The organism is Rhodococcus sp. Chr-9, assembly GCF_000801125.1.
In the GTDB taxonomy this organism is placed as follows: Bacteria; Actinomycetota; Actinomycetes; order Mycobacteriales; family Mycobacteriaceae; genus Rhodococcus; species Rhodococcus pyridinivorans.
The window spans coordinates 39,533-65,357 of sequence record NZ_JTIZ01000073.1 but is presented as its reverse complement, the minus strand read 5'-3'; the positions used below and the strand labels follow the sequence as shown (position 1 = coordinate 65,357).

The following is a 25,825-nucleotide window of genomic DNA, read 5'->3' as shown; positions in this document are numbered from 1 at the left end:
GTAGATGTGATCCGGGGTCGATTTCTGTGGCAGTGGAAGGAGAAGGGGTGGACGCCGCCTCGATCGCGACGGTTCTCGCATCGTCGCTGCAACTGCGACGTGCGTACGGCGCGAGCATGCGGCCGCTGACGTCCGGGGGCCACTGGTCCGAGGGTGACGGCTGGTGGATCGGCATCACCGCAGCCCCCGACCCCGACTACAACCTCGCGCTCGTCCACGGCGGCGACGTGACCGCTCACGCCCAGCATGTCTACGAGACGCTGACGGAGGCCGGTCACCCGTCGATCGTCCTGCTCGCCGGAGACGGCCTCGGCGCCGCCCAGGTTCTCGCCGACCACGGCTGGGTGTGTGCAGGTTCGCTGGACCTGACCTACCTCGTCGCCCACGACGCTCCGATCGATCCGGGCCTCCGGGTTCTCGGCGAGGACGACATGGTGCATGCCCGCGAACTCGCCGCCGCGACCTTCGGGATCGCCCCGGGGACCGCCGCGGTCGCCTACGCCGACGTCGTCGCCCGCACCACCGGCGTCGAGGTGATCGGGATCTTCGACGACGCGGATGCGGACGACGGGGCTGCAGCTCTGCAGTCCTGCACCCTGCTCGTCGACAGCGGACCGATCCGGACGGTGTGGTCGCTCGGCACCCGCACCGGCCGGCAACGTCGCGGATACGCGAACCGGCTGATCCGGGCCGGCGCCGCCCACACCCACACGCAGCGCGGCCCGGTCGCGATGTGCGGACTCACCAGGCCGCGTGTCACCCCGCTCTATCTCGCGGCCGGAGCGCGCGTCGCCGAGACCTGGCAGATGTGGTCCCGTCCGCGCTGGCTGCTCGGCAGCTGACGGACGTTCGGGTCGGTAACATTTGCCCGATTCGTCGCGACACACTGGCGACGTGCCCACTCCCCGGGGCGACAGCGAAAGGCCTGTGCATCGTGTCCGAACGAAGCATCCGCGACGCCGAACTGCGTCGTGAGCTCGGTGTTCCTCCCACCGTCGATCTTGTGGGGCATGCCCGCGATCTCGCTCGCGTGGCCGTGCCCGCCGCACTCGTCGCCGCGCTCGCCGCGGTCGCGGTCTTCTTCGTCCGTGACAGCGGCCCCGGGGTGTACGAGTCGTCGCTCGTCGCGGAGATCCGCTCGTCGGCATCCGTGTCCGGCAACGACGCGACCCTCGGGCAGCTCATCGCTCCCTATGTCGCGCTGTCGCAGGACTCGGCGGTCGTGGCCGCGATCGCAGCCGAGACGAACGAGGACCCCGCGAAGCTGCCGTCGAGGATCGACGTCGGCTACGGCTCGTCGCCCACCCTGCTCACCGTGACCGCCCGCGACGACTCGCAGGCCGACGCCGACCGGCTCGCGCAGACGGTCGTCACGCAGCTCGACCGCGCGCAGACCGAACGCAATCGCGTCGCCCTCGACGCGCGCATCGCCGAGCTGGACGCGGTCGTCGCCGGTCTGCGTGCCGACCTCGCCGCGAGTATCGCCACCGACGAGGAGGGCGTAGCCGATCCGGTGGTGCAGGCCGAACTCGATGCGCGGCTCGAGCAGCTCCGGCAGGCACGCTCGGGCGCGAGCCTCGAATACCTCCAGGTGCTGTCGATGCCCGCCGGTACCGGGACGAAGGTGTCCCCGATGCCGCGCGCCGAGGCCGCGGTCGCCTTTCTCGCCGTGTTCGTCCTCGTCGCCGAGTTGCTGGTCGCGCTGAACGGACGCTTCGGAGCGTCGAACAGCCCGGCCTGGGCCCGGCGGGTCGCGCGTCGCCACCGGACAGCTGTGCAGATCGAGCGCGACGATCGGGAGACGCTTCCTCTCGACACGATCGTCATGCTCGGACAGCGCGCTTCGCTCGGCGACCACATCCTCCTCCTCACCGGCGAGGGCGTGACCGTCGAGACCGACGCCTTCGGCGATGCCCGCGACCGGATCGTGTGCTGCGGAGTCGGGGAACAGTGGTGGACCCGCGCGAAGACCGAGGGGCTCGCGCTCGCCGTGATCGTGCTGCAGGCCGGGGCCGAGGAGCGAGCGCAGGCGGAGGACACACTGCGTGCCCTGGCCGAGATCGAGGTGCCCACGCGTCTCGTCCTGCTCGGTGCAGGACGCGAGTTGGTGCCCGTGCTTCCGGCCCGGCGCCGCGAAACGGCCGTGGAGGCGGCTCCCGAGCCCCCGGCTCCCGTCCCGGCCGCCGCACCTCAGCCCGCACCTGCACCTGCACCTGCGGCGCCTGCACCGCGACCAGTGCCCGACGACCGTCACCGGGCTCCGCAGCCGGTGCCGTCGCAACCCGAGTCGCTGTTCGTCCCGCCCCAGGATTCGGCCTACCGGCAGTACCGCTACGACGAAGGGCACGACTACGGATACGCCGACCAACAGAGCTACCGGGACGGGCACGCTCATCCCGAGCAGAACGGTTACGGCGAATCTCGGGAGACGTCGCGCTACTGACCGTGTTCCCGCCCGAGTTGAAGCTTCGCGCCGACAGGCTATAGTGATGGCGGTCACTCCAGGGGATGGGTTTGGCCTGCGCAGCCGAGCACATCGGCGTCACGACGAGGAAAATGATTTGTCTATCTGCATTGCCGGCACACCGCAGCACAGCACCGCGACGCCGGGAAGCACCGAATGGATCAAGGCTCATCTCGCCCGCATGGACGACGGTGCGGGCTCCGCATCGCCCTCCGAGGACGTCGCCACCGAGAGTGTCGTCGACGCGCGCCGTTAGGCTCATCTCCAGGACTGCACAGAGGACCAGCCGGGTACACGTGCCGTGAACCGGGCGACGGAGGGAGCGAGACATGAGGGAGTTGTTCCGAGGACAGCTCGACGACCTGGTCGAACGTCTCGGTGAGCTCGCCGCGGTCGCAGCCGAAGGGCTCGACCTGGCCACTCGCGCCCTGTTCGACACCGATCTCGACGCAGCCCAGGCCGCCCTCGATCTCGATGCACGGATCGCCGAACTCGACACCGACTGTGCCGAGCGAGCGGTGCGGATCCTCGCCCTGCAGGGTCCCGTGGCCGCCGACCTGCGGTTGGTCTTCTCCGCGGTTCGTATCACGGGCGATCTCACCAGGATGGGCGAACTGAGCCTGCACATCGCGCGGGTCGTACGGCGTCGCCATCCCGAGTCGCTGGTGTACGACCTCCTGCGCGACGATCTTCGCCGGATGGCCGAACTCGCCGCGCAGATCGTCGCGATCCTGCGCGACGCGTTCACCGACTTCGACCTCGAGACGATCAAGGGCACACACGCCATCGAGACCGAACTCGATGCGGTGCACTCGCGACTGCTCGCCCTGCTCGAGAGCCCCGAATGGGACGGCGACATCCGGACCGCGGTCGACACCGCACTCCTCGCGCGTTTCTACGGGCGGTTCGGCGACCAGGCCGTCGACGTCGCCGATCGGTTGATCTTCTTCGTCACGGGCCAACGACCAGCTGCCTGACTTCGCCGCGCGTACTGCCGCGAACCGTGCGATTCTCTCACCATGACCCGCGACGAGCGCCTCTCGGTCGGCGGTCCTGGGGTGCCCGGGTTCGACGACCTCGACTTCGATGCTCTGTCGGTGCGGTCCGGTGCCAAGTGGGCACGGGCGGCCGCCGACGGACTGGCCCCCGCCTGGGTCGCCGACATGGATTTCCCGGTCGCACCGCCGATCGCGCGTGCGCTGCACGAGCTGGTCGACCGTAGCGATCTCGGCTATCCCGACTGGTCCCACGGGACGCCGCTGCGCGAGGAGTTCGCACAGCGCATGCGAACGCGCTACGGATGGGAACCCGATCCCGGAGCCGTGCGCGAGCAGACGGATCTCATCCAGGCGTTGCAGCTCGTGTTGCACCTGAGCGCCACGCGCGGCGATGCGGTGGCGATCCAGACACCGAACTACCCGCCGTTCCTCGCGTCAGTGCGACGGATGGGTCTGCAGCAGATCGACTTTCCGTTCGTCGACCGGGGCGACGGGTGGGTGCTCGACTTCGATGTGTTCGAGCCGTTGGCGGCGCGTCGTCGTCCGCGGGTGCTGGTGCTCGTCAACCCGCACAACCCCACCGGACGGGTGCTCACGCGTGAGGAACTCGAGCGGATCGCCGATCTCGCCGAACGGTTCGACATGCTCGTCGTCAGCGACGAGATCCATGCCGAACTGATCTACGAACCGCACCGGCATATCCCGTTCGCCTCGCTCGGGCCGGAGACCGCTGCCCGCACGGTGACTCTCACCTCCGCCAGCAAGGCGTTCAATCTCGCGGGGATGCGGTGCGCGGTGGTGCACTACGGCTCCGAGGCCCTGTTGAAGCGCCGGGACGCGGAGCCGTTCGACCTGTACGGGACGGTCTCGGTGCCGGGCGTGGTCGCGACGCTCGCCGCGTGGCGCGAGGGCGGTGCATGGCAGCGCGACCTGCTGCAGGTCCTCGACCGGAACCGTCGACGGGTGGACGAGGTTCTGCGCGAACGGATTCCGGATCTGCGGCACCACCTGCCGCAGGGTACCTACCTGACGTGGTTGAACACCGGGCCGCTCGGCATCGACGATCCGGTGTCGACCGTCCGCGATCGGGGACGTGTCCTCGCCGACGGTGGGGTGCGGTTCGGGTCGGGCGCACGCAACTTCCTGCGCATCAACTTCGCGACGTCGGGGCCGATCCTCGATCGCATCCTCGACGGGATCACCGACGCGCTCGGTGCCTGATCGTCAGCACACCCCGTCACCACACCGCGTCGGCCGGGGTGTTCGTGGACTCGAGTGTGTCGTTCGCGGCCGCGCATCCGGAGGTCGCCGAAGCGACCACGGCGCGTGAGGGTTTGGCCGAGAAGTTCTGGTAGAGCAGCCCGAAGTTCTGCTCGACGTCGGCCTTGTTCGTCCCGCGGTCGCGCATCGAGTAGACGAAAACCTTCTGTACCCAGCCGAGCCGGCGGGCCTCTGCGATACCGTCGGCGATGATGTCGGCCTGCCGTTGCGTGCTCACCGCGTTCGAGGCGGTGCCGGTCGGGGCGCCGAACTCGGTGGCCCACACCGGTGTCGCGGCGTCGCCGTACTGCACCATGGTGTCGCGCATCAGACGCATGCGGTAGAAGGTGTTCCAGCTCTGCGTGCTCACATCGGACGGCAGTGCCGGATAACTGTAGGGGTGGACGGAGAGGATGTCGAAGTACTGGTGCGCCCCGCGCGCGTAGAGCTGCTGCACGTAGGTGACGGGGGAGATGTCGGAACCGTTGTCCACCGCCGGTGCGAGTCCGCCGTTGAGGATCCGGGCATTCGGTTGCACGGACTTGACGGCCGGAGCGGCCGCGGCGAGCAACTCGACGTACTTGCCGACGTCGGGACGGGGACGGAAGAAGTTCGTCAGGTTCGGTTCGTTCCAGATCTCCCAGTGCGTCACGCGGGTCGAATAGCGCTGTGCCGCCTGCCGGGCGAAACCGGCGAAGGCTGCCGGGTCGGCGGGGTATCCGTGAGTGTCGCCGCCGCCCGCGACGCGCGCCCAGGCCGGGGTGTACGCGACGATGCCGACCACCTCGAGTCCGCGGGCCCGAGCACGATCCACCACACGGTCGGGCACCGACCAGTTCTGTTGTCCGCGGTTCGGTTCGATCACCGACCAGTCGATGTCCACGCGCAGCCACCGGGCGCCGACCGCCCGGATCGTGTCGAGTTCGCGGTCGAGTTCGGAGTCCGGCAGATACATCAGCGGTGCGCCGGCGGCGATGCCGATGTCGTCGGTCGCGCAGGTGGTCGGCGGAGGGGGTTGGGGCGGTGGAGCGCACGCTGCGAGTGCGGCGAGGGTGCACGAGAGGGCTGTGGCCAGTGCAACGTGTGCGAGACGACCCATCGACTCTCCTGATGTATCATTCGGACAATTCAGGCATCGGTCGTAACGTCGCGCCGCCGACCTGCGATTCTTGCGGTGGAGCGAGCGGCAGACCGACGCCGCGAATTCACTGTAACGAGCAGGAGGCCGGAAGATGCGGGATTCGTGGACCGAAGGTTCCGGTGCATGCGCACCGTGAATTTCGAGATCCACGACGAAACATCCGCAGTCCGGCTCTCCGCGGAATGGGACGATCTCGCCCAGGAGGTGGGTCGGCGCGTCGCGACCCGCCCCTCCTACGTACTGGCCTGGAATCGGATGGGGCGCGGCCGATCGGCCGTGTGCACCGTCCGGCGCGACGGGCGCCTCGTCGGACTCGCGCCCCTGCACGCCCGCACCCGTCTCGGGGTCACCGCTCTACGACTCCCGGCTCACGGCCTCGCCACGATAGGAACCTTCCTCGCGACCGACGAGGCCGCGCTCGCCGACCTGCTCGACGGCATCGCCGATCGGAACATGGCACTGCAACTCGACCACGTCGATCTCACCGACCCTCTCGTCGAGATGCTGCATGCTTCGCCTCGCTGGAGCATCGACATCGCCGGAACCGAGCGGTGCCTGACCGTCGATGTCGCCACCGGTGCCGGCGCCGAATCGCTGCGTAGTCGGCGCACACTGAGAACACTGTCTCGGCTCGAACGCTCGCTGGAACGCGAAGGCACCCCGGTCTCCGTCGAAGTGGTGCGCGATCCGGACCATCTCGCGCAGAGGTGGCGCGATATCACCGCGGTCGCCGCGGCCGCCGACGCACACAGCGGGCGCGACAACTTCTGTGCGCCGCCGTTCACCGCGTTCACCCGGCCGCTGCTCGACGCCGAGGCCCGCGCCGGCCGGCTGCTCATCGTGGGCCTGCTCGTCGGCGACCGATGGACGGCACATGAGATCATGTTCCGCACCGGGACCACGGCCGAGATGTGGTTGAGCCGCTTCCATCCCGAGGTACGCCGCTACCAGCCCGGCCAGTTGCTGCAGCGCCACCTCGCCGACCGCCACGACGAGCTGGGCATCGACCGCTTCGACTATCTGCTCGGCACATCGGAATTCAAGGAGCAGTGGTCGAACGGTGACTACCGGGTGGGGCGGATCGTCGCCGTCCCCACCTCGCGACCGCACCACCGATGGACCCTCCGCGCCGCGGATCTCGGAGCCGACCTCGTCCGTCCCCTGCGCCTGGCGGCGCGCGATGCTCTCACGTCGAACCGCTGCTGATCAGAGGCAACCGGGAATGACCGCGGCCGTGCGCAGCACGTCCCAGGCCGGCTTGGGCGACCCGTCGTGTGTGAGGACCCCGAAGTTCTGTTCGCGATCGGCCACCTCGGTGCCCCGGTCGAGGAGGCTGTAGACGAACAGCTTGTCGACGAAGCCCAACGCGCGTTGCTCGGTGATCCCGTCGCGCAGGATGTCGGCCTGCTCCGTGGGCCCGACCGCGTCGGTGTCCGTGCCCGTCGGTGCCCCGAACTCCGTTGCCCAGATGGGCTTGTCGGAATCCCCGTGCTCGACCATGACGGTGCGCATCTCGCGCATGCGGTAGAAGGAGTTCCAGTCGGAGGTCGAGGCGTCGGACGGGAGAGCGGGATAGCTGTAGGGATGCATGCCCACCACGTCGAAGGCCGGCGACACGCCCTGGTCGTACAACTCGGTGAGGAAGGTCGTCGGGGCGATGTCGGAGCCGTTGTCGGTGCCGGGGGACAGGCCGCCGGTGATCACCACCGCCCCGGGGTCGACGTTGCGGATCGCCTCCGACGCCGCCACGAGCAGGTCGGCGTACGCGCCGACGTCGGGTTGCGGGGTGAAGAAGGCCGTCAGGTTCGGCTCGTTCCAGATCTCCCAGTGCGTGACTCTGTCCGAGTAGCGATCGGCGACGTCGCCTGCGAAGCGCCCGAATTCGCCGGGGTCGGCAGGCATCCCGTGCGGATCGCCGGGGTCGGCCTCCGACGTCCGCGCCCAGTGCGGAGTGTGGGTGAGCAGGCCCAGCACCTGCAGGTCGTGCGCGTCGGCCGCGGCGACGACCCGGTCGGTGCCCCTCCAGTCGAAGCGTCCGCGCGCGGGTTCGATGATCGACCAGTCCATGTCGAACCGGATCCAGCCGGCGCCGCTGTCGGCGACCTTCGACATGTACGCGTCGAGGTCGTCGGCGTCGAGGGAGTCGAGACCGGCTCCCGTCGCGACCCCGAGACTGTCGGCGGTCAGATCTGTTCGGCAGTCGCGTGCCTCGGTGCTCTGGGTACACGACAGAGCGAACACACCGACAAGGGTGAGAACGGCGCGGAGCGGCATGGACCGCGACACGCGACGCGGCATCGACCGCGAAAGGGACACTGCAACCTCAACGGGACTTGACGAGACCGGCGAGGCCGAGCCCGCCGGTGATGGGAAGGACATGGGTTCCGGCCAGAACACAGACAGCCGAGAGGACAGCGGTGACGGGCCAGGGAAGATCGTAGCGTTCCGCGAAGAGCGACATCCACACGGCCACCGAAACACCCAGCATCGCGATCGCCATGGTCTGGGTGAAGGGGAACAGACCCCTGATCCGGACGCTCCGGACCACCACGATCCAGATCGCGACGAGCATCGCAGCCTCGGTGAGCACCGTCGCCAGCGCCGCCCCGTCGAACGACATGCGGGGGATGAGGACGAGGTTCGCACCGATGTTCCCGGCGAGCGCGGCCAGTGCCACCCACGGGTAGACGCGGTGGCGTCCGGTCGCGATGAGCACCATGAGACCGAGTTCGGTGAGCATCGACAGAGCGCTGCCGAGCACCAGCATGCGCGAGGCGCCGGCCGCCTCGGCGAACCGCTCGCCGTAGAGGAGGGACAGCACGCCGTCAGCCGACGACCAGAAGGCCGCGGTAGCGGTCGCGCCCAGTACCGCGAGGAGCATCGCCGCTTCCCGCGTGCGCTGCCGGAACATCTCGCTCTGCGCCGGCCAGGTGGCGACCAGCAGCGTGGTCACCGGACCCACGACGGTCGACGACACCATCGACAGGAGGTCGGCGAACTTGTATCCGACGGTGTAGAGACCTACCGAGTCGAAAGTGTCCATCCGCCCGAGCATCAGCACGTCGATCTTCGACAGCAGGGTGAGCAGAGCGAAACCGATGCTGAGGGGGATGGCCTCGACGAGCATCTCGCGCCACCGCCACAACTGGGCACGTGCGGCGGGCAGGGGACCGGCCTTGCCCGCTCGCACGCCGCGCACGAGGATGCCTGCGCCGACGACCTCGTTGATCACGGCCGGCACGACGAGCACGAGCAGCACCGGATTCCACAGCACCGCGGCGATGGTGGCGATCAGCTGCGCGAGCTGGCCGAAGGTCTCGGCGACCGCGACCGATGCCATGCGTAGTCGACTCTGGTACATCACCGACAGGGCGTTGTTGGGCGTCGCGATCACCACGACGAGACCGGCGATCACCGTCGCCCAGACGACATCGGACGAGTATCCGAGCAGCAGCACGTACCCGATGGCCAGCGCGTACCCGAGCAGACCGAGCACACCGCGCAACGCGATGAACGCGGTGGTGACGTAGGAGACCTCCCACGGATTGCACTCGACGAGCTTGGCGAGCACCACTCGGCCCACGCCGAGATCGGTGACGACGGACAGCAACCCGAGCAGGCCGAAGACGAAGGAGAACTTGCCGAAGTCGTCCGGTGCCAACGCGCGGGCGACGATCATCGAACCGGCCCAGCCCATCGAGGCGACGGCCAACCGGCTGCCGAGCATCACGACGGTGTTGCGTCGCGCGGCCCGCCCGTCGAGCTCCGGGGTTTGCGGTTCGTGGAGAGTACCGCCGGGGTCGTGCGCCGCGACGATCCGCTCCATCACGACGGTTTCGGCCATCCGGTCGGCCAGCGAATGTCTACCCACGCGACGGCCTCGTCAGATTCTCAGGCCCGCGGAGCGGTAGGCATCGCGCGTGAGCTCGGCGGTGCGCGTCCATGTCGAGGTCGCGGCGACCTCGCGTCCACGGGTACGCAGCGTATCCGCGGTATCACGGTCGTGGACGACGACGCGCAGGGCCGCGGTCCACGAGGTCACGGTGTGTTCGGTGACGAGCAGCGCTCCGTCGTCGACGACGTCGGGCAGTGCACCGACAGCGCTCGTCACCACCGCCCCACCACACGCCATCGCCTCGAGCGGCGGTAACCCGAAACCCTCGTAGCGTGAGGCGTATGCGACGGCGGTCGCTGCGGCGTACAGCGCGGGAAGGTGTGCGGTGGGAACGTAACCGAGACCGATCGAACCGGCCGGTGCGTGGGGTCCGGTGGATCCGGCTCCGGCGAGCACCAGCGGGACGTCGAGGATACGGCACGCGTCGGCGACGAGCGCGACGTCCTTGCGGGGTTCGACGGTGCCGACCTGCAGGACGAACCGTTCGGGCAGCCGGTAGACCCGGTGGATGTCCCGCATCTCCTCGGGAGTGGGAGGTTTCGCCCACGCCGCGGGGGCGAGCGGGGTGACCGCCGCGTCGCGGCCGCACAGCGCGTGGAGACGTTCGGCGGTGAAGTTCGAGACCGCGACGAGCACGTCGGCCCGTCGCATGGCATCGCGCAGCAGTGCGCGCTCACCGGCGGCGCGGTACTTGCTGAACGCCCACGGGGTGTCGAAGACGGCGAGATCGTGGAACGTCGAGACGGTGACACCGGAACACAGGACGGGCAGGTCGACGTCGAGGCTGTGGAACAGGTCGACCCCGCGGACGGGCATCTTGGCGTACAGCATCCGCCGCACCCCGTCGGCGACCGGTCGTACCGACGGGGTCACGCGAGGGGGCAGTTCACCCACGGCATCGCACTGCACCGTCGCGCGCAGCGCAGCCGAGGGGAACAACGGGTCGAGCGCGGTCAGCAGCTCGCGGACGTAGGTCTGGACTCCACTGCCGGACGGACGGAGTGCGAGGGCGCCGAATCCGATGCGGTGAGCGAGCTTCGGTGAGGTGACCAGTGTTGCGCCAGTGCGCATCCGACAGTTCCTAACAGTAGCCAGAAATAGACGTCGAGAGGGAAGATCTCGAGATAGGTCGCCACGGTGGAGGCGACCGCCGCCGCGACGATCGTGCCGCTCACCCCGAGTGCGAGTGCGGCGTCCTGCCCGCTCAGCACCCGGGATGCACGCAGCGTCGAGACCGCGGCGCACACGAGTACGAGGACGAACAGCCACACGCCGATCGGGCCGAGTTCCACGGCGAGCTTCATGTAGTAGTTGTCGGGCTGATAGGGCATGAACCCGAACTGCACGGCCGCCGTGTACGACAGTTCCGACAGCATCGGGTTGCTCTGGGCCACCGTGTCGGCGGCAGCCGAGCCGGTCGCGCCGAGACCCTGCCCGAAGGGGTGCACCCACAGCGACGACAGGGTCTGCGACCAGCCGTCCCCGCGCTCACCGAGGCTCGACGAGGAGAACAGTGGAGCGAGAATCGAACTCGGCACGGCGAAGAGGACGAGCGGTGCGAGCGCCGCGGTGGCGCCGAAACCGAGGAGCAGGGTGCGGTAGCGGTGGACCGCCAGCCACAACAATGCGACGGCGAGACCGATGTAGCTGGCGCGCACGATCGTCACACCCATGCCCAGCACCATGATCGGTGTCGCGCACAGGAACAGTCTGTTGCGGAGCCGGTGCGGATCGGCGAAGGAGACCGAGCACCCCACGATCAGTCCGATCATCACGAACAGGCCGAAGGCGAAGGGTGTCGTGAACGTGCTGAAACTGCGCAGGATTCCGCCGCTGATGCGCAGATGCTCGTCCCAGCGGTAGCCGAGTTCGGCGAGTCGCTCACCGCCGATCACCTGTTGTGCGAGTCCGACGACGGCGGTGACGGCCGTCGTGCCCATGAGGATCGTCACCAGGTGGTCGCGGTCGCGGGCGTCGAACGGTGCACGCCACAGGATCACCGGGATGACGAGGTAGAAGTAGGTAATCTTGATGGCGATGATGCCGGCGAGCCCCGAGACGAGCAACGCCGACAGGACTCCGATTGCCACCCATGCGACCACGGCCGGCCACCACGGATAGGACGGTGCCGGCAGCCGCCGTCGGTGGGGGCTGACGAAGGTCGCGGCGAGGGTGAGGAGCAGCAGCCCCTCCTTCCACGGCGACAGTGATTCACCGCCGGGGACGATCGCGAGCAGGCCGTGGAACGGCGTGAGCGCGGCGATCGCCAGCAACCCGCGTTGGGGTCGTCGCCAGAGCAACACTCCCAGCACGAGCACGACCGGAACGGCGAGTATCAGCACAGGAGTCATGAGACGTACTCGTCTGCAGCGGGATCCGCGGTGCGGGACCCGAAACGGGAGAGCACGGTCGAGGTGACCGCCGTGCGGAGGAACTCGCGCCCGTCCCGCTGCCGACCGCTGTGCTCACCGACCTCGCTGGTGAGGATGTCCCCGGTGAAGCCCCGTCGGCGCAGGCGGCGAAGTCCTTCTTCTCCGCGCTGGGTCAGGAACCACCGGTGGTCCTCGGCGGACAGCACGACCGTGGTCGACACACCCGCGCGACGCAGTGCCTCCAACCCGACCTCGGGAACCTGGGTCACGCCGATTCGGCCCAGCAGCAGCCACAATGGATAGGGCAGGTACTTCTGCGCCCACGGTTTGATGCGGGCTCGCAGGGAGATCGTCTGCGGTTCCGCCGGGGTTGCGATCGCCGGAACATCGGGTGCGTTCGGACCGAGATCTGCGCGCAACGACTTCCGGCGGTGGGTGCACCACAGGATCACGTTCACGAGCACGGCGGAGTGTGCTGCACCCCGGAGGGTGACCCACGACGAGTACCACGCACCCGAACACAGGCCGATCACCACGAGGTCCTGCGGATCGATGCCGAGGGCGGCGACAGCATCGAGGGCGTCGCGGTCGGAGTCGTCGGAGTACAGCGGCGTGGGCGTCGCCCCGTGTGCCGTGCCGGTATCGCCGACCCCGGTCCGGTCGAACCGGATAGTGGAGATGCCGTGCGCGGCGAACTCGCGTGCGAGCTCGACCCAGAGACGACTCGGGCCGAGTCGGTGCTCGTAGGCGGTGCCGAAGAACAACACCGTCGGGATGGACCGGCGCGGGGCGCCGAACCTGTCGGTGCCGAACCCCTCGGTGCCGAACCCCTCGGTGTCGAACCATTCGGGGGCGACCCCGTGCGTGCGCAGCGCGAACATCTCGTTCGGGCCGAGATATTCGACGCTCTCGTGGATCGGGAGCCCGGAGTCGGTGGTCGCGACGACCGCGCGGCCGCACTCGGGGAAGTGGACCTCGCGGGTGGCGGCCGGCGCGTCCGCAACTACCCAATCGGCGATCCGGGTGAGCTGCTCGGTCGGGATCGCGGAGTGGAGTGTGCTGGGGGTGACGAAGGATTCGTGGGCGTCGAGGGAGAGCTCGTCACCGCCGAGTGCGGTGGCGAGCGCCGACACCGCGGCGGTCTCGCGGGCTGTGGGTCGGGTCGCGAGCAGGGTTCGTGTGCCGTTCAGCGACCTCGGATCGATCTTCAGGGCGCCGAGCGCGTCGGCAGCTTCGGGGGCGAGAACCCCGCCGACGATCGAAACCCGGGGGTCTTCGGGATCGTCGGCGCCGAGGGCGAGACGGTAGAGGGCGCGTTGTTCGCGCAACATCGCTCGGCCCGAGACGATCGGATCCCACAGCACGACGGCGTCGGCCGGTCCGCACTCGGGCAGTGCCGTCGCCGCGATCAGTGCGCCGGTGCGCAGTCCGACGACGGTGATGTGCTCGGCGCCGCTCGCGCGGGCCGTCTCCACTGCGGTGACGACGCTGCGCTGCCATGCCGCGACCGCGTCGGGCGAATCCTGATCGCCGGCCGAGTCTCCGGTGCCCGTGTAGTCGAAGCGCACTGCCGCCAGTCCCCGCTCGGCGAGTTGCTCGGCGAGAGCCTTGACGCCTCGATAGGTGTCGAGGTGTTCCTTGCCGAGGGGTGGGCACAGCACCACCGCGCCGCGCGCGCGGCGGTCGGCGGGAAGGTGGACGTGCCCGAGGATCGGGGACGCAGGGTCGCCGAACCACGACGCGTGTCGCACATCCACTCCGTGACCTCCACTGTCGAGGGGGTGAAAGAGGGGGTGATTTCCCGCCCCGTCTCGGACCCTGAATCTTCTTGCCGTTCGGACGCATTCGTATCGAGGGATTGTGCCGACCCGTTACCTCTCGGCGTCGGCAGGGTCATAAAGTACCCTCCCGATCGGCTCGGGGTCTTCGGAGGGATGGCTGTGCCTGGAATCTTGGTGCACGAATGGATCGCACGCGACGGAGGTTCGGAGAAGGTTCTCGACGAGTTCGTCCGCACCTTTCCCGACGCCGACGTCCTGTGCCTGTGGGACGACGCCGACCGGTATCCGGGGCGGACGGTGCACGGGAGCGGTCTGGCACGCACACCTCTGCGTAGGAGCAAGGCGCTGGCGTTGTCGGCCATGCCGTACGTCTGGCGTCGCCGACCCGGTTCGTACGACTTCGCCCTGGTCAGCTCGCATTGTTTCGCCCACCACGTGACCTTCCGGGGCGCACCGAGCGGGTTCGAGAAGTTCGTCTACGTACACACTCCGGCGCGCTACCTGTGGAATCCGGAACTCGACGATCGGGGTGCCTCGGCCGCGGTGCGGTGCGCGGCACCTCCGTTGCGTGCCCTCGATCGGCGTCGCGCGCGGGAGGGTGCACACTTCGCCGCGAACAGCGATTTCGTGCGTCGTCGCATCGAGCGGGCCTGGGGTGTCGAGGCGCGTGTGATCTTCCCTCCCGTCGAGACGGCCCGCATCTCGTCGGTGCCCGACTGGCGTGACGAACTGTCCGCCGCCGAATCCGCCCTGCTGGAGGGGCTTCCGGAGACCTTCGTGCTGGGGGGGTCGAGGTTCGTGCCGTACAAGCGACTGGATTGGGTGATCCGGGCAGCCGACCTCGCCGGGGTGCCGGCGGTGATCGCGGGATCGGGGCCGGAGGAGGGCCGGCTGCGGCAGCTCGCCGACGAGGCGACGGTGCCGGTCCACGTGCTCGCTCGACCGTCGGACGCCCTGCTCTACGCGCTCTACCAGCAGGCCCACGTCTACGTCTTTCCTGCGGTGGAGGACTTCGGGATCATGCCCGTCGAGGCACGTGCGGCAGGGGCGCGTGTGGTCGTCAACGCGCTCGGAGGTGCTGGTGAGACGGTTGCCGAGGGGGTCGACGGGTTGTGTTTCCGCGAGGACAGGGTGGAGGCGGTCGCCGAGTGCATCGCCGCGATCGACGGTGTGCCGAAGGGCCGTAACGAGGCCGTCGCCGCGCTGTCCTCGGAGAACTTCCAGCAGCACATCCGCGACTGGGTCGGGGAGGGGATCGGAACGGCGTGACTCACATCATACTACCGACGAGTAGACGAACTCTTGTCGCCGGTTCGTCTCTGTTGTACCTTTCTCCCGGGTCGGGGGCCTGCTGATGGGGTTCGATGGGGGATCGTCATGGCTCACTGCCGCCGGCCGAGCTGCGTTCGTCGCCGCTTCATGAATGTGTTCTTTGCTGAAGTAACTACGCGCACAAGTAATTCGAGTTACGCGTAGCTTCTTTGCTTCAGGGTGGAATCACCCGCGTCACTGTGATCCGTTGCACTGAAACAGGATTCGCGTTCCTTCGAGAAAACGGACATAATCACCGAATCGTTCATCTGGCTGTCGGGGCCACTTCGCGTGGAGTAGGCAAGCAGGAGAAGTATGGGGATCGGACCCGAGTTGGCGCGCCGCAACGCGCCGACCCACGACATGAGCGACGGTCACGGAAGTGTCCCGCGCAGACAATGGCAGCGCACCTATCTCCGGTCGCTGGCGATCACCGACACGACGATCGTCGTCACGACAGTCGTCCTGGCGCAGGGGGCCGGGACGATGATCGGTGGACCGGTCGACCCGGGGTCCTCGGTGACCCGGGGACTCGCCTCGGCGATCGTGGTGGCCGGCCTGTGGCTTGCGATTCTGGCACTCAACGGAACTCGCAAGAAGCCGATCGTGGGCAGCGGCGAGGAGGAGTACCGGCTCGTCACGAGGGCGACCCTGCAGACCTTCGGTCTGCTCGCGATCGCCTCGTTCCTCGTCGACTCGTTCGCCACCGACCTCGACACGATCCGGGTCTACGTGTTGCTGGCCATGCCGGTCGGCCTGGTCGTTCTGCCGCTCGGACGTCGATGGTGCCGTCGTTCGATCGAACGCCGGCGTGTGCGGGGCGAGTTCCGGACCTCGGTGCTCGTCGTCGGCTCCGAACGCGCGGTGGATGCGATGGTCGGATCGTTCGTCCGCGACACCTCGGCCGGATACCGCGTCGTCGGTGTGTGCACCACCGGGTACACGGGGGAGAGCGGGCGCACCATCACCGTCGCCGGACAGGAGATCCCGGTACTCGGTGCGGAAACCGACGTGATCAACGCCGTCAAGCTCTCCGGCGCCGACACCGTCGCGATCGCTGCCGGAACGCACTGGGGGAACGGTGATATCGGCGAGCTCGCATGGGAACTCGAGCCGTATCGCGTCGATCTCGTGGTGGCTCCCGGCGTCACCGACATCGCCCTGCCGCGACTGTCGATGCATCCCGTGGGTGGGTTGCCGTTCGTGCACGTCGAGGAGCCGCAGTACCGCGGGTCGCATCGGATCGCCAAGACGACCTTCGACCTCGTGTGCGCGGTCCTCGCCCTCACGATCGCGGCGCCGGTCATGCTTGTGGTCGCCGCGCTGATCAAACTCCAGGACGGCGGTCCGGTCTTCTATCGGCAGGAACGCGTCGGCCTGGGCGGCACCGTCTTCCGGATGTGGAAGTTCCGATCGATGGTCGTCGATGCCGACCGGATGGTCGATACGGTCCGCGCGCAGACCGGTCAGGAGGACGCGACCTTCTACAAGTCGGCCCGCGACCCGCGGATCACGCCGGTGGGACGGTTCATCCGCCGCACCAGCATCGACGAACTGCCACAGCTGTTCAACGTCCTCGCCCGCGACATGAGTCTCGTGGGGCCGCGTCCCCTCGCGGTGGGTGAGGGCGAGAAGATCCCGGGCTTCGTTCCGCGCCGCATCCTGGTGCGACCCGGCATGACGGGATTGTGGCAGGTCTCCGGGCGATCCGATCTGTCCGAGGCCGACCGCATCCGCCTCGATCTGTTCTATGTGGCGAACTGGTCGATGGTGCAGGATCTGCTCATCGTCGTGAAGACGGTGCGCGCGGTGCTCGCGAGCGACGGCGCCTACTGACCCGACCGCAGTGCGGGGTTTCGTAGCCGGTGGGCAGGGAACCCTTCGACTTCGCCCTGGGATCTGCAGGAGGAGTCGAAGGTGAACACGTCCGTGCGGGGTTTCCAACCCGATCCCGACGACATCCCGCTGATCACCTCGCTCGACCAGCTCGCCGACCTCGCGACGGATCCGCTGCTCTACCTGCGGTATTCGAAGGGTCCGGCGGCGGATGCCGAGGACGGGCCGAGCCGCGATCGCGAGGCGAACGTGACCCTGCCCGGGCTCGTCGCCACCACCCTCGCTCCGGAGCCGTGGTGGCGCCGGCCCGTCAAGGACTGGGTCGCCCGCCGTGTCTGCACGTGCACCGGGTTCGGCGACGAGGACGGTCGGTTCGTCTGGATCCTCACGGGCAGGATGGTCGGGCGCGGTCCCGGCCACGAACCGTTGCTCCCGACCTGCAGAACCTGAAACGGGGACGTCTGTCCCTCGACGACCTCATGGCCGCCGCGCGTCAACAGGGCATCCGGCGGTTCGCCGACATCGACCTCGCGGTGCTCGAGACGAAAGGGAGGATCTCCTTCTTCTCCCGGACGAGCGCTCAGGACGGCGCGCCGGAGGAACCCGACCCGGCGTGACGGGGTGCCGCGCCGTCCTGACGCTCAGTTATTGCGTCCGGTCAGTGCGTCGCGCAGTCGGTCCACCATGCCGACCCCCGGTCCGACGGTCTTGTGGAACAGTTCGGAATGCGGCACGGACGAATGCGGCCGGGTCGGGGCCAGCTTCTTGGCGGCCTGTACCTTGGTGCCGACCTCCACGAGGGTGTCCTGCCCGAGATGCGTCCTCAACGCCGGGAACTGGTCGGATTCTTCGTCGTTCGCGTGGTGGCGCAGAAGATCCTGCAACTTCTTCACCAACGTCGTGAACTCCGCACTCGATGCTCCCGCGCCCTCGAGTTGCTTCATCACCTGCACGATCTCGTCGTGCTCCTCCTTGTCGAGTTCAACGGCTTCCGTGCCGCCGGAATTCGGTCCCTCGTGGGCGGTTTCGGTCATCGATGTCTTCTTCGAACGGTCAGGATCGTCCGGTATCGCCGGTCTCGTCCGGTTCGTCCTCGCCCTCCGCCTGGTCGGGCTGCTGCGGAGCCTTGGAGAGGAGGTTGTCGGGATCGGCGTCGGGATCTTCGGCTGCGTCGTACGGATCGGCAGAACCGTCTGTGCTGCTCATGTACCAAGGGGTTCACCACTACCGGCGAGGGCAAACACTCCGGCGACCGACGGGGATTCGCATCCTGCCGGGGTAGGTGGTTCGGGGAGCCGGGCGGGGGTAGTCCTAGGGAGACCGCCTTTCACCGAGAAATGTTCGGAGGAAGATCATGACCGGACCGCACGACACTCCCGATCTCGACGACGTGATCGACCCGACCGAGTCCGCGCCCAAGGATCGGCGCGAGCACGGCAAGTCGCCGGACCGCGTCGACGACGACTATCTCGAGTACCGCACGGAGCAGGAACGCATTGCCGCCGGCGTCGAGGACTACGACCCCGACCACGTCCCACCCGCAACCGAGTAGCCGCTGCGTTACAGACGGATTCTCGGCGAACCATCGGAAGGAGCAGAGAGATGGAACGAGGGAGCGACAAGCACGGTCCGAAGAAGGACGACGCGCTCGCAGAGGAAACCGAAGGAATGATCCGCGCCAACCGTCCGACCCGCGCCGACGAGGCACGCGATCCGGAGCCGCCGGCCGACGACGATCCGGATGTGCGGCCCTGGCACACCGAAGGTCCGGGCGGCGGAGCTTCGGAGGGCGGGGGTCCGGAGGGCGGGGGTCCGGCGGGCTCTGCCTGAGTCGATGCGAGCGTGGCGCGTGGTGGAGCCCGGCCCCGTCGCCGGTCACCCTTTGCGGTTCGAATCCGTCCCGCTTCCCGAGACCGGACCGAACGATCTTCTGGTGCGCGTGCTGGCGTGCGGTGTGTGCCGCACCGACCTGCACGTCGCCGAGGGCGATCTCCCCGTCCACCGGGCGGGTGTCGTCCCGGGGCACGAGGTGGTCGGGGTGGTCCATCGAGTGGGGGAGGCGGTCGAAGGGTTCGCCGACGGCGACCGCGTCGGCGTGGCCTGGCTGCGTTCGACCTGTGGGCAGTGCCGCTACTGTCGTCGTGGCGACGAGAACCTGTGTCCGGATTCGAGATACACCGGTTGGGACGAGGACGGCGGGTACGCCGAGTTCGTCGCCGTACCGGCGGCGTACGCCCTCCCGCTGCCCGACGGATACGAGGACGTCGAACTCGCTCCGCTCCTCTGTGCCGGCATCATCGGCTACCGCGCGCTGAAGCGCGCCTCGGTTCCCGACGGCGGGAGGCTCGGCATCTACGGCTTCGGCGGCAGCGCCCACATCGCGGCGCAGGTCGCCCTGGCGCGAGGTGCCGAGGTGCACGTCATGACGAGGAGCGAGGATGCGCGGAATCTCGCTCGCGAACTCGGGGCCGCGTCGGTGCAGGGCGCCGCGGACGCACCACCGGTGCCCCTTGACGCCGCCATCCTCTTCGCACCCGTCGGCGACCTCGTGCCGCCTGCACTCGAAGCACTCGACCGCGGCGGCATCCTCTCGATCGCCGGCATCCACCTGACCGACGTTCCGCAGCTGAACTACCAGCGGCACCTGTTCTACGAGCGCGAGATCCGGTCGGTGACCGCCAATACCCGTAAGGATTCCCGGGAGTTCCTCGCGTTCGCCGGGCAGCACCGCATCAGGGTCGCGACGATGCGATACGGGCTGGACGACGCCGATCGCGCGCTGGCGGATCTCGCCGGCGACCGCGTGCGCGGCGCTGCCGTCCTCGTCCCCTGATGGTCCGGATCGATACGGTGCGCTCCGCCCGAGATCACCAAGTCGGGACTTTCTACCCTACGGGAACATCCCGCCCGGGACGACGATAATAGTGTCGGACCCAGGAGGGCCCCTCGGACTTCTCACCCACGAGGAGATGAGGACAATGTCGACATCATCGGCTCATTCTGCAATGCACACCCATCCCGACATCGTCGAGATGCGCGAACGCTACGACCGGATGGGCGAACAGCCCACAGTCCAGGTCACCGACGGATTGATGATGGTTGCCGGTCTGTACGCGGCGGCATCCGCCTGGATCATCGGCTTCGCCGATCAGACGGCACTCGCCACCACCAATCTGATCTGCGGCCTCGCGGTCGCACTGCTCGCCATGGCGCTCGGTTCGGCCTACGGCCGCACCCACGGCCTGGCGTTCGTCGCGCCGCTGCTCGGTCTGTGGTTGTTCGTCTCGCCGTGGCTGGTCAGCGGAGTAGATACCAGTACGTCCATGATCTGGTCCCACGTCATCGTGGGTGCGATCGTGTTCGTCCTGGGCGTGGCCGCGGCTGCGATGGGAACCGGCCTGATGGACCGTTCGCGTTGACGGTGCAGTAGCCCGGGATGCAGTAACCCGGGTATACGGGACCCGGACGGTGCTGCCGGCTGCATGTCTGAACCGGCAGCACCTCACCGGGTGCGGCGTCCGGACACCGATTCCGGCTACCGAGGGCAATACCCCTCGGTCGAACGCTGCAACCCTGTCGCCGTTTCGCTGCCACGATGCAGTATGCACACCGGTGAAGGCCGCGGCGCTCGTAGTGCGAACTCGGTGAGGTTCGAACGACAATTGCGAGAATCCATCGAGGAACTCGCTCGTGAGATGCACGACGACCGATGGCCCGCGTTCGCTTCCCGAGCGGCCCGTCTGGGTGCTTCGAGGGATGTCATCGGGCAGGCGAAGGGCGTTCTCATGGAACGCTTCGGCCTCGACGCGGAGAGCGCATTCGAAATGCTGCGCAGGTTGTCCCAGGAGCGCAACCAACTCGTGCGCGACCTTGCCGTCGAGGTGGTCGAGACCGCCCGACCTCCGCGTGAACGGTAGAGCGAATCCTCCCCAGGCGGATGCGCCGGATCGCCCGGAACTGAGCACCGTGCGCATCCATTCAGTGTGTCGTGCATCACATCTGATCAAAATGATGCGCTGGAAAATCTTATGTTGACGAGTTCGCCTAGCTCAATCAACTATTGCTGTACCAAATGACGCGATCGAAGTGGCGCAGACACAATCGGACGCCGCGACGAAGGACGGGTGGTACGCAATGACCGAGACCGTAATCCGGGAGAGCGAACGACTTCCCTACGACCTCGACGACCGATATCGCTCGGGCTCCGGCACCGTGCTGCTCACCGGCGTGCAGGCCATCGCCCGGCTGTTCGTCGAACAGCAGGTACGGGCCATGCGGGACGGTCGCCGGGTGGCGACTTTCGTCTCCGGATATCAGGGCAGCCCCCTCGGTGGTCTCGACAAGATGCTCCACGGCATGCCGAAGGTCCTCGCCGAGCACGACATCACCTTCGTGCCCGGATTCAACGAGGAACTCGCCGCCACCGCGGTGTGGGGCAGCCAGGGACAGCTCGGCGCCGGCACACCGACTCACGACGGCGTCGTCGGTGTCTGGTACGGCAAGGGCCCCGGCCTCGACCGCGCCACCGACGCGCTGCGTCACGCCAACATGTACGGCGTGAACCCGAACGGCGGCGTGCTGCTCATGGTGGGTGACGACCCCGCGTCGAAGTCGTCGACCGTGCCCGCCGTCAGCGAGCGATCCCTCGCCGCCCTCGGCATCCCGGTCCTGTTCCCGCGCAACGCCGCCGAGATCGTCACGATGGGCCTGCACGGCGTCGCGCTGTCGCGTGCCTCGGGCTGCCTCGTCGCCCTCAAGATCGTCACGGACGTCGCCGACGGCGCCTGGTCCGTCGACGGCTCCATCTCCGACCTGCCCATCGCGGTCCCCGAGATCGAATGGGAAGGACGGCCGTTCGTCTACAAGCAGCGCCCCATGGCCGCGCCCGGCGACAGCGTCATCGCCGAGGCCGACCTCTACGGCCCGCGCTGGAAGATCGTCCAGGAATACGGCCGCCTCAACGGCCTCGACGTGATCGAGGTCGACCCGCCGCAGGCCCGCGTCGGCCTCGCCGCCACCGGCACCACCTTCGACGCCCTGCGCCAGACCCTGCTCGACCTCGGTGTCGACGACGCCGCGCTGCACCGCGCCGGCATCCGCCTGCTGCGCATCGGCATGCCGTACCCCATCGGTACCGAGATCGTCCGCGAATTCGCCCGCGGCCTCGACGAACTGATCGTGGTCGAGGACAAGACCGCCTTCGTCGAGACCCAGATCCGCGAGATCCTCTACGGCACCGCGAACGCCCCGCAGATCGTCGGCAAGAAGGACGCCGACGGCCGCCCGCTCGTGCCGGTTGACGGTGAGCTCACCGCCGGTCGCCTGCGCGGCCCGCTGCGTCGCGTGCTCCGCGGCCACGTCGAACTCGGCCCCGCACCGCTGCCGCAGTTGTCGCTCGAGGTGCTGTCGACCCAGCGCACCCCCTACTTCTGCAGCGGCTGCCCGCACAACCGATCCACCGCACTGCCGGAGGGTTCGATCGGCGGCGGCGGCATCGGCTGTCACACCCTCGTCACCCTGTCCGGCCGCAAGGACAGCGCCGTCACCGGCCTGACCCAGATGGGTGGCGAAGGTGCGCAGTGGATCGGCCAGGCGCCGTTCACCGACATCGGCCACATGTTCCAGAACCTCGGCGACGGAACCTACTTCCACTCCGGTCAGCTCGCCGTCCAGGCGTGCGTCGCCGCCGGCGTGAACATCACCTTCAAGCTGCTCTACAACGACGTCGTGGCGATGACCGGCGCGCAGGACGCCGAAGGCGCCCTGAAGATCCCGGCGCTGACCCACAAGCTCACCACCGAGGGTGTCCGCAAGATCATCGTCTGCTCCGACGAACCGAAGCGCCTCCGCAAGCGCACCCTTGCCCGCGGCACCGAGGTCTGGCATCGCGACCGGCTCGACGAGGCGCAGAAGCTGCTGCGCGAGATCGAGGGCGTCACCGTGCTCATCTACGACCAGCACTGCGCCGCCGACGCGCGCCGTCAGCGCAAGCGTGGCACCCTGCCCGCCCGCACGACCCGCGTCGTCATCAACGAAGCGGTGTGCGAGGGCTGCGGCGACTGCGGCGTCAAGAGCAACTGCCTGTCGGTGCAGCCGGTCGACACCGAATTCGGTTCGAAGACCCGCATCGATCAGACCTCCTGCAACACCGACTACTCGTGCCTCGACGGCGACTGCCCGTCCTTCGTGACCGTCGAGACGTCGCCGGAGAAGCCCAAGCGCCGCAAGGCTCCGACCCCGCCGCGCATCCCGGACGCCGCCATCGTCACCTCGAAGGGCACCCGCAACGTCTTCCTCGCGGGCATCGGCGGCACCGGCATCGTCACCGTCAACCAGGTGCTCGCCACGGCCGCGCTACGCGCCGGATTCGAGGTCGAGTCGCTCGACCAGATCGGCATGAGCCAGAAAGCCGGCCCGGTGGTCTCCCACCTGCGCTTCGCCGCCGACGGACTCGAGCCCGGCAACCGCGTCGGCCCGGGCGGTGCGACCGCTCTGCTCGCGCTCGACCTGCTCACCGCGACCGAGCCGAAGAACCTCGCCTACGCGAACCGTGAGGAGACCGTGGCAGTCGCGTCGACGAGCCGCGTCCCCACCGGCGACATGGTCTACGACCGCTCTGTCCGGCACCCCGACGAGCACGACCTGCTCGCCCGCCTCGACACCGCGACCCGCACGACCGTCTCGTTCGACGCCCTCGCCGCAGCCCAGGCGCTGTTCGGTGAGACCTCGGCCGCGAACTTCCTCGTCGTGGGCGCCGCCCATCAGCTCGGCGGACTCGAGATCCCCGCCGACGCCATCGAGGAGGCCATCGAGATCAACGGTGTGGCCGTCGCGACCAACATCGCCGCCTTCCGCTGGGGCCGGGTGGCCGTCGCGGATCCCGCGGCCTTCGCCGCCGCGACCGAACCGGCCCGCCCGGAGCGCGTTGCCACCGTCGCGCCGGAGCGTCTGTTCGCCGGCACCACCTTCACGGGTGAGGTCGAGCGGCTCGTGCGGATCCGCGCCGCGTCGCTGATCGACTTCCAGAGCGAAGCCCTCGCCGCCCGCTACATCGCGCAGGTGCAGGCAGCCTGGGAGGCCGAGCGCCGCGTCACGAACCGCACGGACTTCAGCGAGGCCGTCGCCCGCGGACTGTTCAAGTTCACCGCCTACAAGGACGAGTACGAGGTCGCCCGCATGCTCGTCGACCCGGCCTTCCTCGACGAGGTGCAGGGCCAGGTCCCCGGTGGGCGCAAGCTCACCTACCGCCTGCACCCGCCGGCGCTGCGCGCACTCGGCCGTGAGAAGAAGGTCGGCTTCGGACCGAAATCGCATGTCGCGCTGAAGGCTCTGGCCAAGGCGAAGCGTCTGCGCGGCACGAAGCTCGATCCCTTCGGCTACGCCCACGTCCGCCGCGTCGAGCGTGCTCTGNCCGCCACGATCCAGCGGCTCGCCGCCGATCTGGACGTCGACTCCTACGACCGCGCCGCCGAGATCGCGGCCCTGCCCGACATGGTGCGCGGCTACGAGGACGTCAAGCTCCGCTCCGTCGAGCAGTACCGGGCCCGCCTCGCCGAGCTCGGCATCGACACCGACTTCTGAAGCACGAACACCCTCTGCTGCAAAGGAACCCACCGATGACCACCTCTGCCCTCGACCTCCCCGAGTTCACCACGTCCGACGGCGTGTTCGGCCGCTCGGCCCGCCTGACCGACCGTCCGCACGAGCAGGTCGTCTTCCATCACGACGCGGCCACCGGCTTGCGCGCCATCGTCGCGATCCACTCCACCGCACTCGGACCCGCCCTCGGCGGCACCCGCTTCTACCCCTACGCGGACGAGATGTCGGCACTCGAGGACGTGCTGCGACTGTCGTGGGGCATGACCTACAAGGCCGCGGTGTCCGGTGTGAACCTCGGTGGCGGCAAGGCCGTCATCATCGGTGATCCGAAGATGGACAAGAACGACGAACTGCTCGCCGCCTACGGACGATTCGTCGAGTCACTCGGTGGTCGCTACATCACCGCCGCCGACGTGGGAACCCGCGCGGAGGACCTCGACGTGGTGGGCCGGCACACCGCCCACGCCGTGGGGCGCACCGTCGCCGCCGGCGGATCCGGCGACAGCTCGCCGCTGACCGCGCTCGGTGTCTTCCAGGCCATGCGTGCCGGCGCTCGGACGGTCTGGGGCGAAACGACTCTCGCGGGTCGCAGGGTCGGTGTCGAGGGTCTCGGCAAGGTCGGCTACGAACTCGTGAAGCTGCTCGTCGCCGACGGTGCCGAGGTGATCGTCTCCGACGTGAACCCCGCCGCGGTCGCCCGCGTGGTCGACGAGTTCCCGGCGCAGGTCACCGACAACGTCGTCGCCTCGTCCGCCGACGTCTACGCCCCGTGCGCTCTCGGCGGCACGCTGACCTCGACCACCGCTGCCCACCTCGACGCACGTCTCGTGTGCGGTGCGGCCAACAACCAGCTCGCGCAGCCCGAGGTGGAGGGCCTGCTGGGCAAGCGCGGAATCGTCTGGGTACCCGACTATGTCGCGAACGCGGGCGGACTGATCCAGGTCGCCGGCGAGGTCGACGGATCCGCCGCCGACGTCGTCCGCACACGAGTGGAGTCGATCTTCGAGCGCACCGCCGAGATCTTCGACGTCTCCAGCACTCTCGGCGTCACGCCGGGCGCAGCGGCCAACCGGATCGCCGAGCGCCGCATCGATACTGCCTGATCCGCACAGGGGAACTGATCCGCACAGGGGAACTGATCCGCACAGGGGAACAAGGGGAGGCGCCG

The 25,825-nt window shown here is 68.5% G+C and carries 23 protein-coding genes and 3 pseudogenes; 18 read left to right on the top strand and 8 right to left on the bottom strand.

The genetic code is table 11. The features are described from left to right. Positions 1-47 precede the first annotated feature (47 nt). From QR64_RS09250 to QR64_RS09235, 5 genes are all read left to right on the top strand, one after another. On the top strand, positions 48-842 hold the full coding sequence (locus QR64_RS09250) for a hypothetical protein (RefSeq protein WP_006552627.1): 795 nt from the start codon (positions 48-50) through the stop codon (positions 840-842). 92 nt (positions 843-934) lie between these two features. Further along, complete coding sequence (locus QR64_RS27025) at positions 935-2,443, top strand: hypothetical protein (protein ID WP_052227256.1); 1,509 nt, start codon at positions 935-937, stop codon at positions 2,441-2,443. A 118-nt stretch (positions 2,444-2,561) separates the two neighbouring features. Continuing rightward, on the top strand, positions 2,562-2,720 hold the full coding sequence (locus tag QR64_RS26825; protein WP_153811627.1) for a hypothetical protein: 159 nt from the start codon (positions 2,562-2,564) through the stop codon (positions 2,718-2,720). A 73-nt stretch (positions 2,721-2,793) separates the two neighbouring features. After that, positions 2,794-3,441, top strand: a complete 648-nt coding sequence (locus tag QR64_RS09240; RefSeq protein ID WP_006552625.1) for a phosphate signaling complex PhoU family protein — start codon at positions 2,794-2,796, stop codon at positions 3,439-3,441. A 42-nt stretch (positions 3,442-3,483) separates the two neighbouring features. Beyond that, positions 3,484-4,683 (top strand): MalY/PatB family protein, encoded by a 1,200-nt coding sequence (locus QR64_RS09235; RefSeq protein WP_039584981.1) that lies wholly within the window; start codon positions 3,484-3,486, stop codon positions 4,681-4,683. Between the two features lie 16 nt (positions 4,684-4,699). Here QR64_RS09235 and QR64_RS09230 read toward each other — a convergent pair whose 3' ends face one another. Next, positions 4,700-5,821 carry a GH39 family glycosyl hydrolase gene (locus QR64_RS09230; protein ID WP_039584979.1) on the bottom strand — a complete coding sequence of 374 codons (1,122 nt, stop codon included), beginning with the start codon at positions 5,819-5,821 and terminating at the stop codon, positions 4,700-4,702. A 165-nt stretch (positions 5,822-5,986) separates the two neighbouring features. Here QR64_RS09230 and QR64_RS09225 point away from each other — a divergent pair, with 165 nt between their 5' ends. After that, positions 5,987-7,069 carry a GNAT family N-acetyltransferase gene (locus tag QR64_RS09225; protein ID WP_039584978.1) on the top strand — a complete coding sequence of 361 codons (1,083 nt, stop codon included), beginning with the start codon at positions 5,987-5,989 and terminating at the stop codon, positions 7,067-7,069. Here the strand turns inward: QR64_RS09225 and QR64_RS09220 are convergent, their stop codons facing one another. From QR64_RS09220 to QR64_RS09200, 5 genes are read right to left on the bottom strand one after another with little or no spacing between them, the layout of a single operon-like run. Continuing rightward, positions 7,070-8,179: a GH39 family glycosyl hydrolase gene (locus tag QR64_RS09220; RefSeq protein ID WP_235367072.1), complete on the bottom strand. Its 1,110-nt coding sequence runs from the start codon at positions 8,177-8,179 to the stop codon at positions 7,070-7,072. A 7-nt stretch (positions 8,180-8,186) separates the two neighbouring features. Continuing rightward, positions 8,187-9,734, bottom strand: coding sequence for a flippase (locus tag QR64_RS09215; protein ID WP_230826372.1), 1,548 nt, complete (start codon positions 9,732-9,734; stop codon positions 8,187-8,189). A 12-nt stretch (positions 9,735-9,746) separates the two neighbouring features. Beyond that, positions 9,747-10,829 (bottom strand): glycosyltransferase family 4 protein, encoded by a 1,083-nt coding sequence (locus tag QR64_RS09210; protein ID WP_039584976.1) that lies wholly within the window; start codon positions 10,827-10,829, stop codon positions 9,747-9,749. Further along, positions 10,712-12,109, bottom strand: a complete 1,398-nt coding sequence (locus tag QR64_RS25765) for an O-antigen ligase family protein (protein ID WP_152640939.1) — start codon at positions 12,107-12,109, stop codon at positions 10,712-10,714. Before QR64_RS25765 ends, QR64_RS09210 begins: the two co-directional genes overlap by 118 nt. Beyond that, complete coding sequence (locus QR64_RS09200) at positions 12,106-13,887, bottom strand: alpha/beta fold hydrolase (protein WP_039584975.1); 1,782 nt, start codon at positions 13,885-13,887, stop codon at positions 12,106-12,108. Before QR64_RS09200 ends, QR64_RS25765 begins: the two co-directional genes overlap by 4 nt. A gap of 177 nt (positions 13,888-14,064) precedes the next feature. Here QR64_RS09200 and QR64_RS09195 point away from each other — a divergent pair, with 177 nt between their 5' ends. From QR64_RS09195 to QR64_RS25760, 4 genes and pseudogenes are all read left to right on the top strand, one after another. Further along, positions 14,065-15,180, top strand: a complete 1,116-nt coding sequence (locus tag QR64_RS09195) for a glycosyltransferase (RefSeq protein WP_052227255.1) — start codon at positions 14,065-14,067, stop codon at positions 15,178-15,180. Positions 15,181-15,537: 357 nt separating this feature from the next. Next, positions 15,538-17,058 (top strand): sugar transferase, encoded by a 1,521-nt coding sequence (locus QR64_RS09190; protein ID WP_039584973.1) that lies wholly within the window; start codon positions 15,538-15,540, stop codon positions 17,056-17,058. Between the two features lie 81 nt (positions 17,059-17,139). Then, complete coding sequence (locus QR64_RS09185) at positions 17,140-17,508, top strand: DUF6098 family protein (protein ID WP_307718231.1); 369 nt, start codon at positions 17,140-17,142, stop codon at positions 17,506-17,508. After that, positions 17,490-17,675: pseudogene (locus tag QR64_RS25760) on the top strand (YetF domain-containing protein); the annotation flags it as partial. The gene QR64_RS09185 and the pseudogene QR64_RS25760, both read left to right, overlap by 19 nt. Before the next feature lie 24 nt (positions 17,676-17,699). Here the strand turns inward: QR64_RS25760 and QR64_RS09175 are convergent. Together QR64_RS09175 and QR64_RS27160 are read right to left on the bottom strand one after the other, a co-directional pair. Further along, positions 17,700-18,092, bottom strand: coding sequence for a hemerythrin domain-containing protein (locus tag QR64_RS09175; RefSeq protein WP_139192938.1), 393 nt, complete (start codon positions 18,090-18,092; stop codon positions 17,700-17,702). Positions 18,093-18,111: 19 nt separating this feature from the next. Beyond that, positions 18,112-18,264 (bottom strand): hypothetical protein, encoded by a 153-nt coding sequence (locus tag QR64_RS27160; protein WP_019290944.1) that lies wholly within the window; start codon positions 18,262-18,264, stop codon positions 18,112-18,114. 148 nt (positions 18,265-18,412) lie between these two features. Between QR64_RS27160 and QR64_RS09170 the strand changes: the two genes are divergently transcribed. The 8 genes and pseudogenes from QR64_RS09170 (at position 18,413) to QR64_RS09140 (ending at position 25,760) form a co-directional block, all read left to right on the top strand. Continuing rightward, a complete protein-coding gene (locus tag QR64_RS09170) occupies positions 18,413-18,610 on the top strand; it encodes a hypothetical protein (protein ID WP_006552608.1) in 198 nt (65 codons plus the stop codon). A 50-nt stretch (positions 18,611-18,660) separates the two neighbouring features. Beyond that, the gene (locus tag QR64_RS27020) at positions 18,661-18,888 is read left to right on the top strand and encodes a hypothetical protein (RefSeq protein WP_019290945.1); all 228 of its coding nucleotides are present in this window, start codon (positions 18,661-18,663) and stop codon (positions 18,886-18,888) included. A gap of 4 nt (positions 18,889-18,892) precedes the next feature. Then, positions 18,893-19,891, top strand: a complete 999-nt coding sequence (locus QR64_RS09160) for a zinc-binding alcohol dehydrogenase family protein (RefSeq protein WP_039584970.1) — start codon at positions 18,893-18,895, stop codon at positions 19,889-19,891. A 172-nt stretch (positions 19,892-20,063) separates the two neighbouring features. Then, positions 20,064-20,477, top strand: a complete 414-nt coding sequence (locus QR64_RS09155) for an SPW repeat protein (protein ID WP_024101985.1) — start codon at positions 20,064-20,066, stop codon at positions 20,475-20,477. A 327-nt stretch (positions 20,478-20,804) separates the two neighbouring features. Continuing rightward, a pseudogene (locus tag QR64_RS28850) lies at positions 20,805-20,975 on the top strand (ANTAR domain-containing protein); the annotation flags it as partial. 217 nt (positions 20,976-21,192) lie between these two features. Continuing rightward, a pseudogene (locus QR64_RS09145) lies at positions 21,193-24,468 on the top strand (indolepyruvate ferredoxin oxidoreductase family protein); the annotation flags it as partial. A gap of 1 nt (position 24,469) precedes the next feature. After that, the coding region (locus tag QR64_RS27705) for a DUF6537 domain-containing protein (protein ID WP_235367088.1) at positions 24,470-24,639 on the top strand (170 nt) is incomplete at its 5' end. Positions 24,640-24,674: 35 nt separating this feature from the next. Next, entirely contained in the window at positions 24,675-25,760 is a 1,086-nt protein-coding gene (locus QR64_RS09140) for a Glu/Leu/Phe/Val family dehydrogenase (protein ID WP_039584967.1), read from the top strand. The last annotated feature ends 65 nt before the right edge of the window (positions 25,761-25,825 follow it).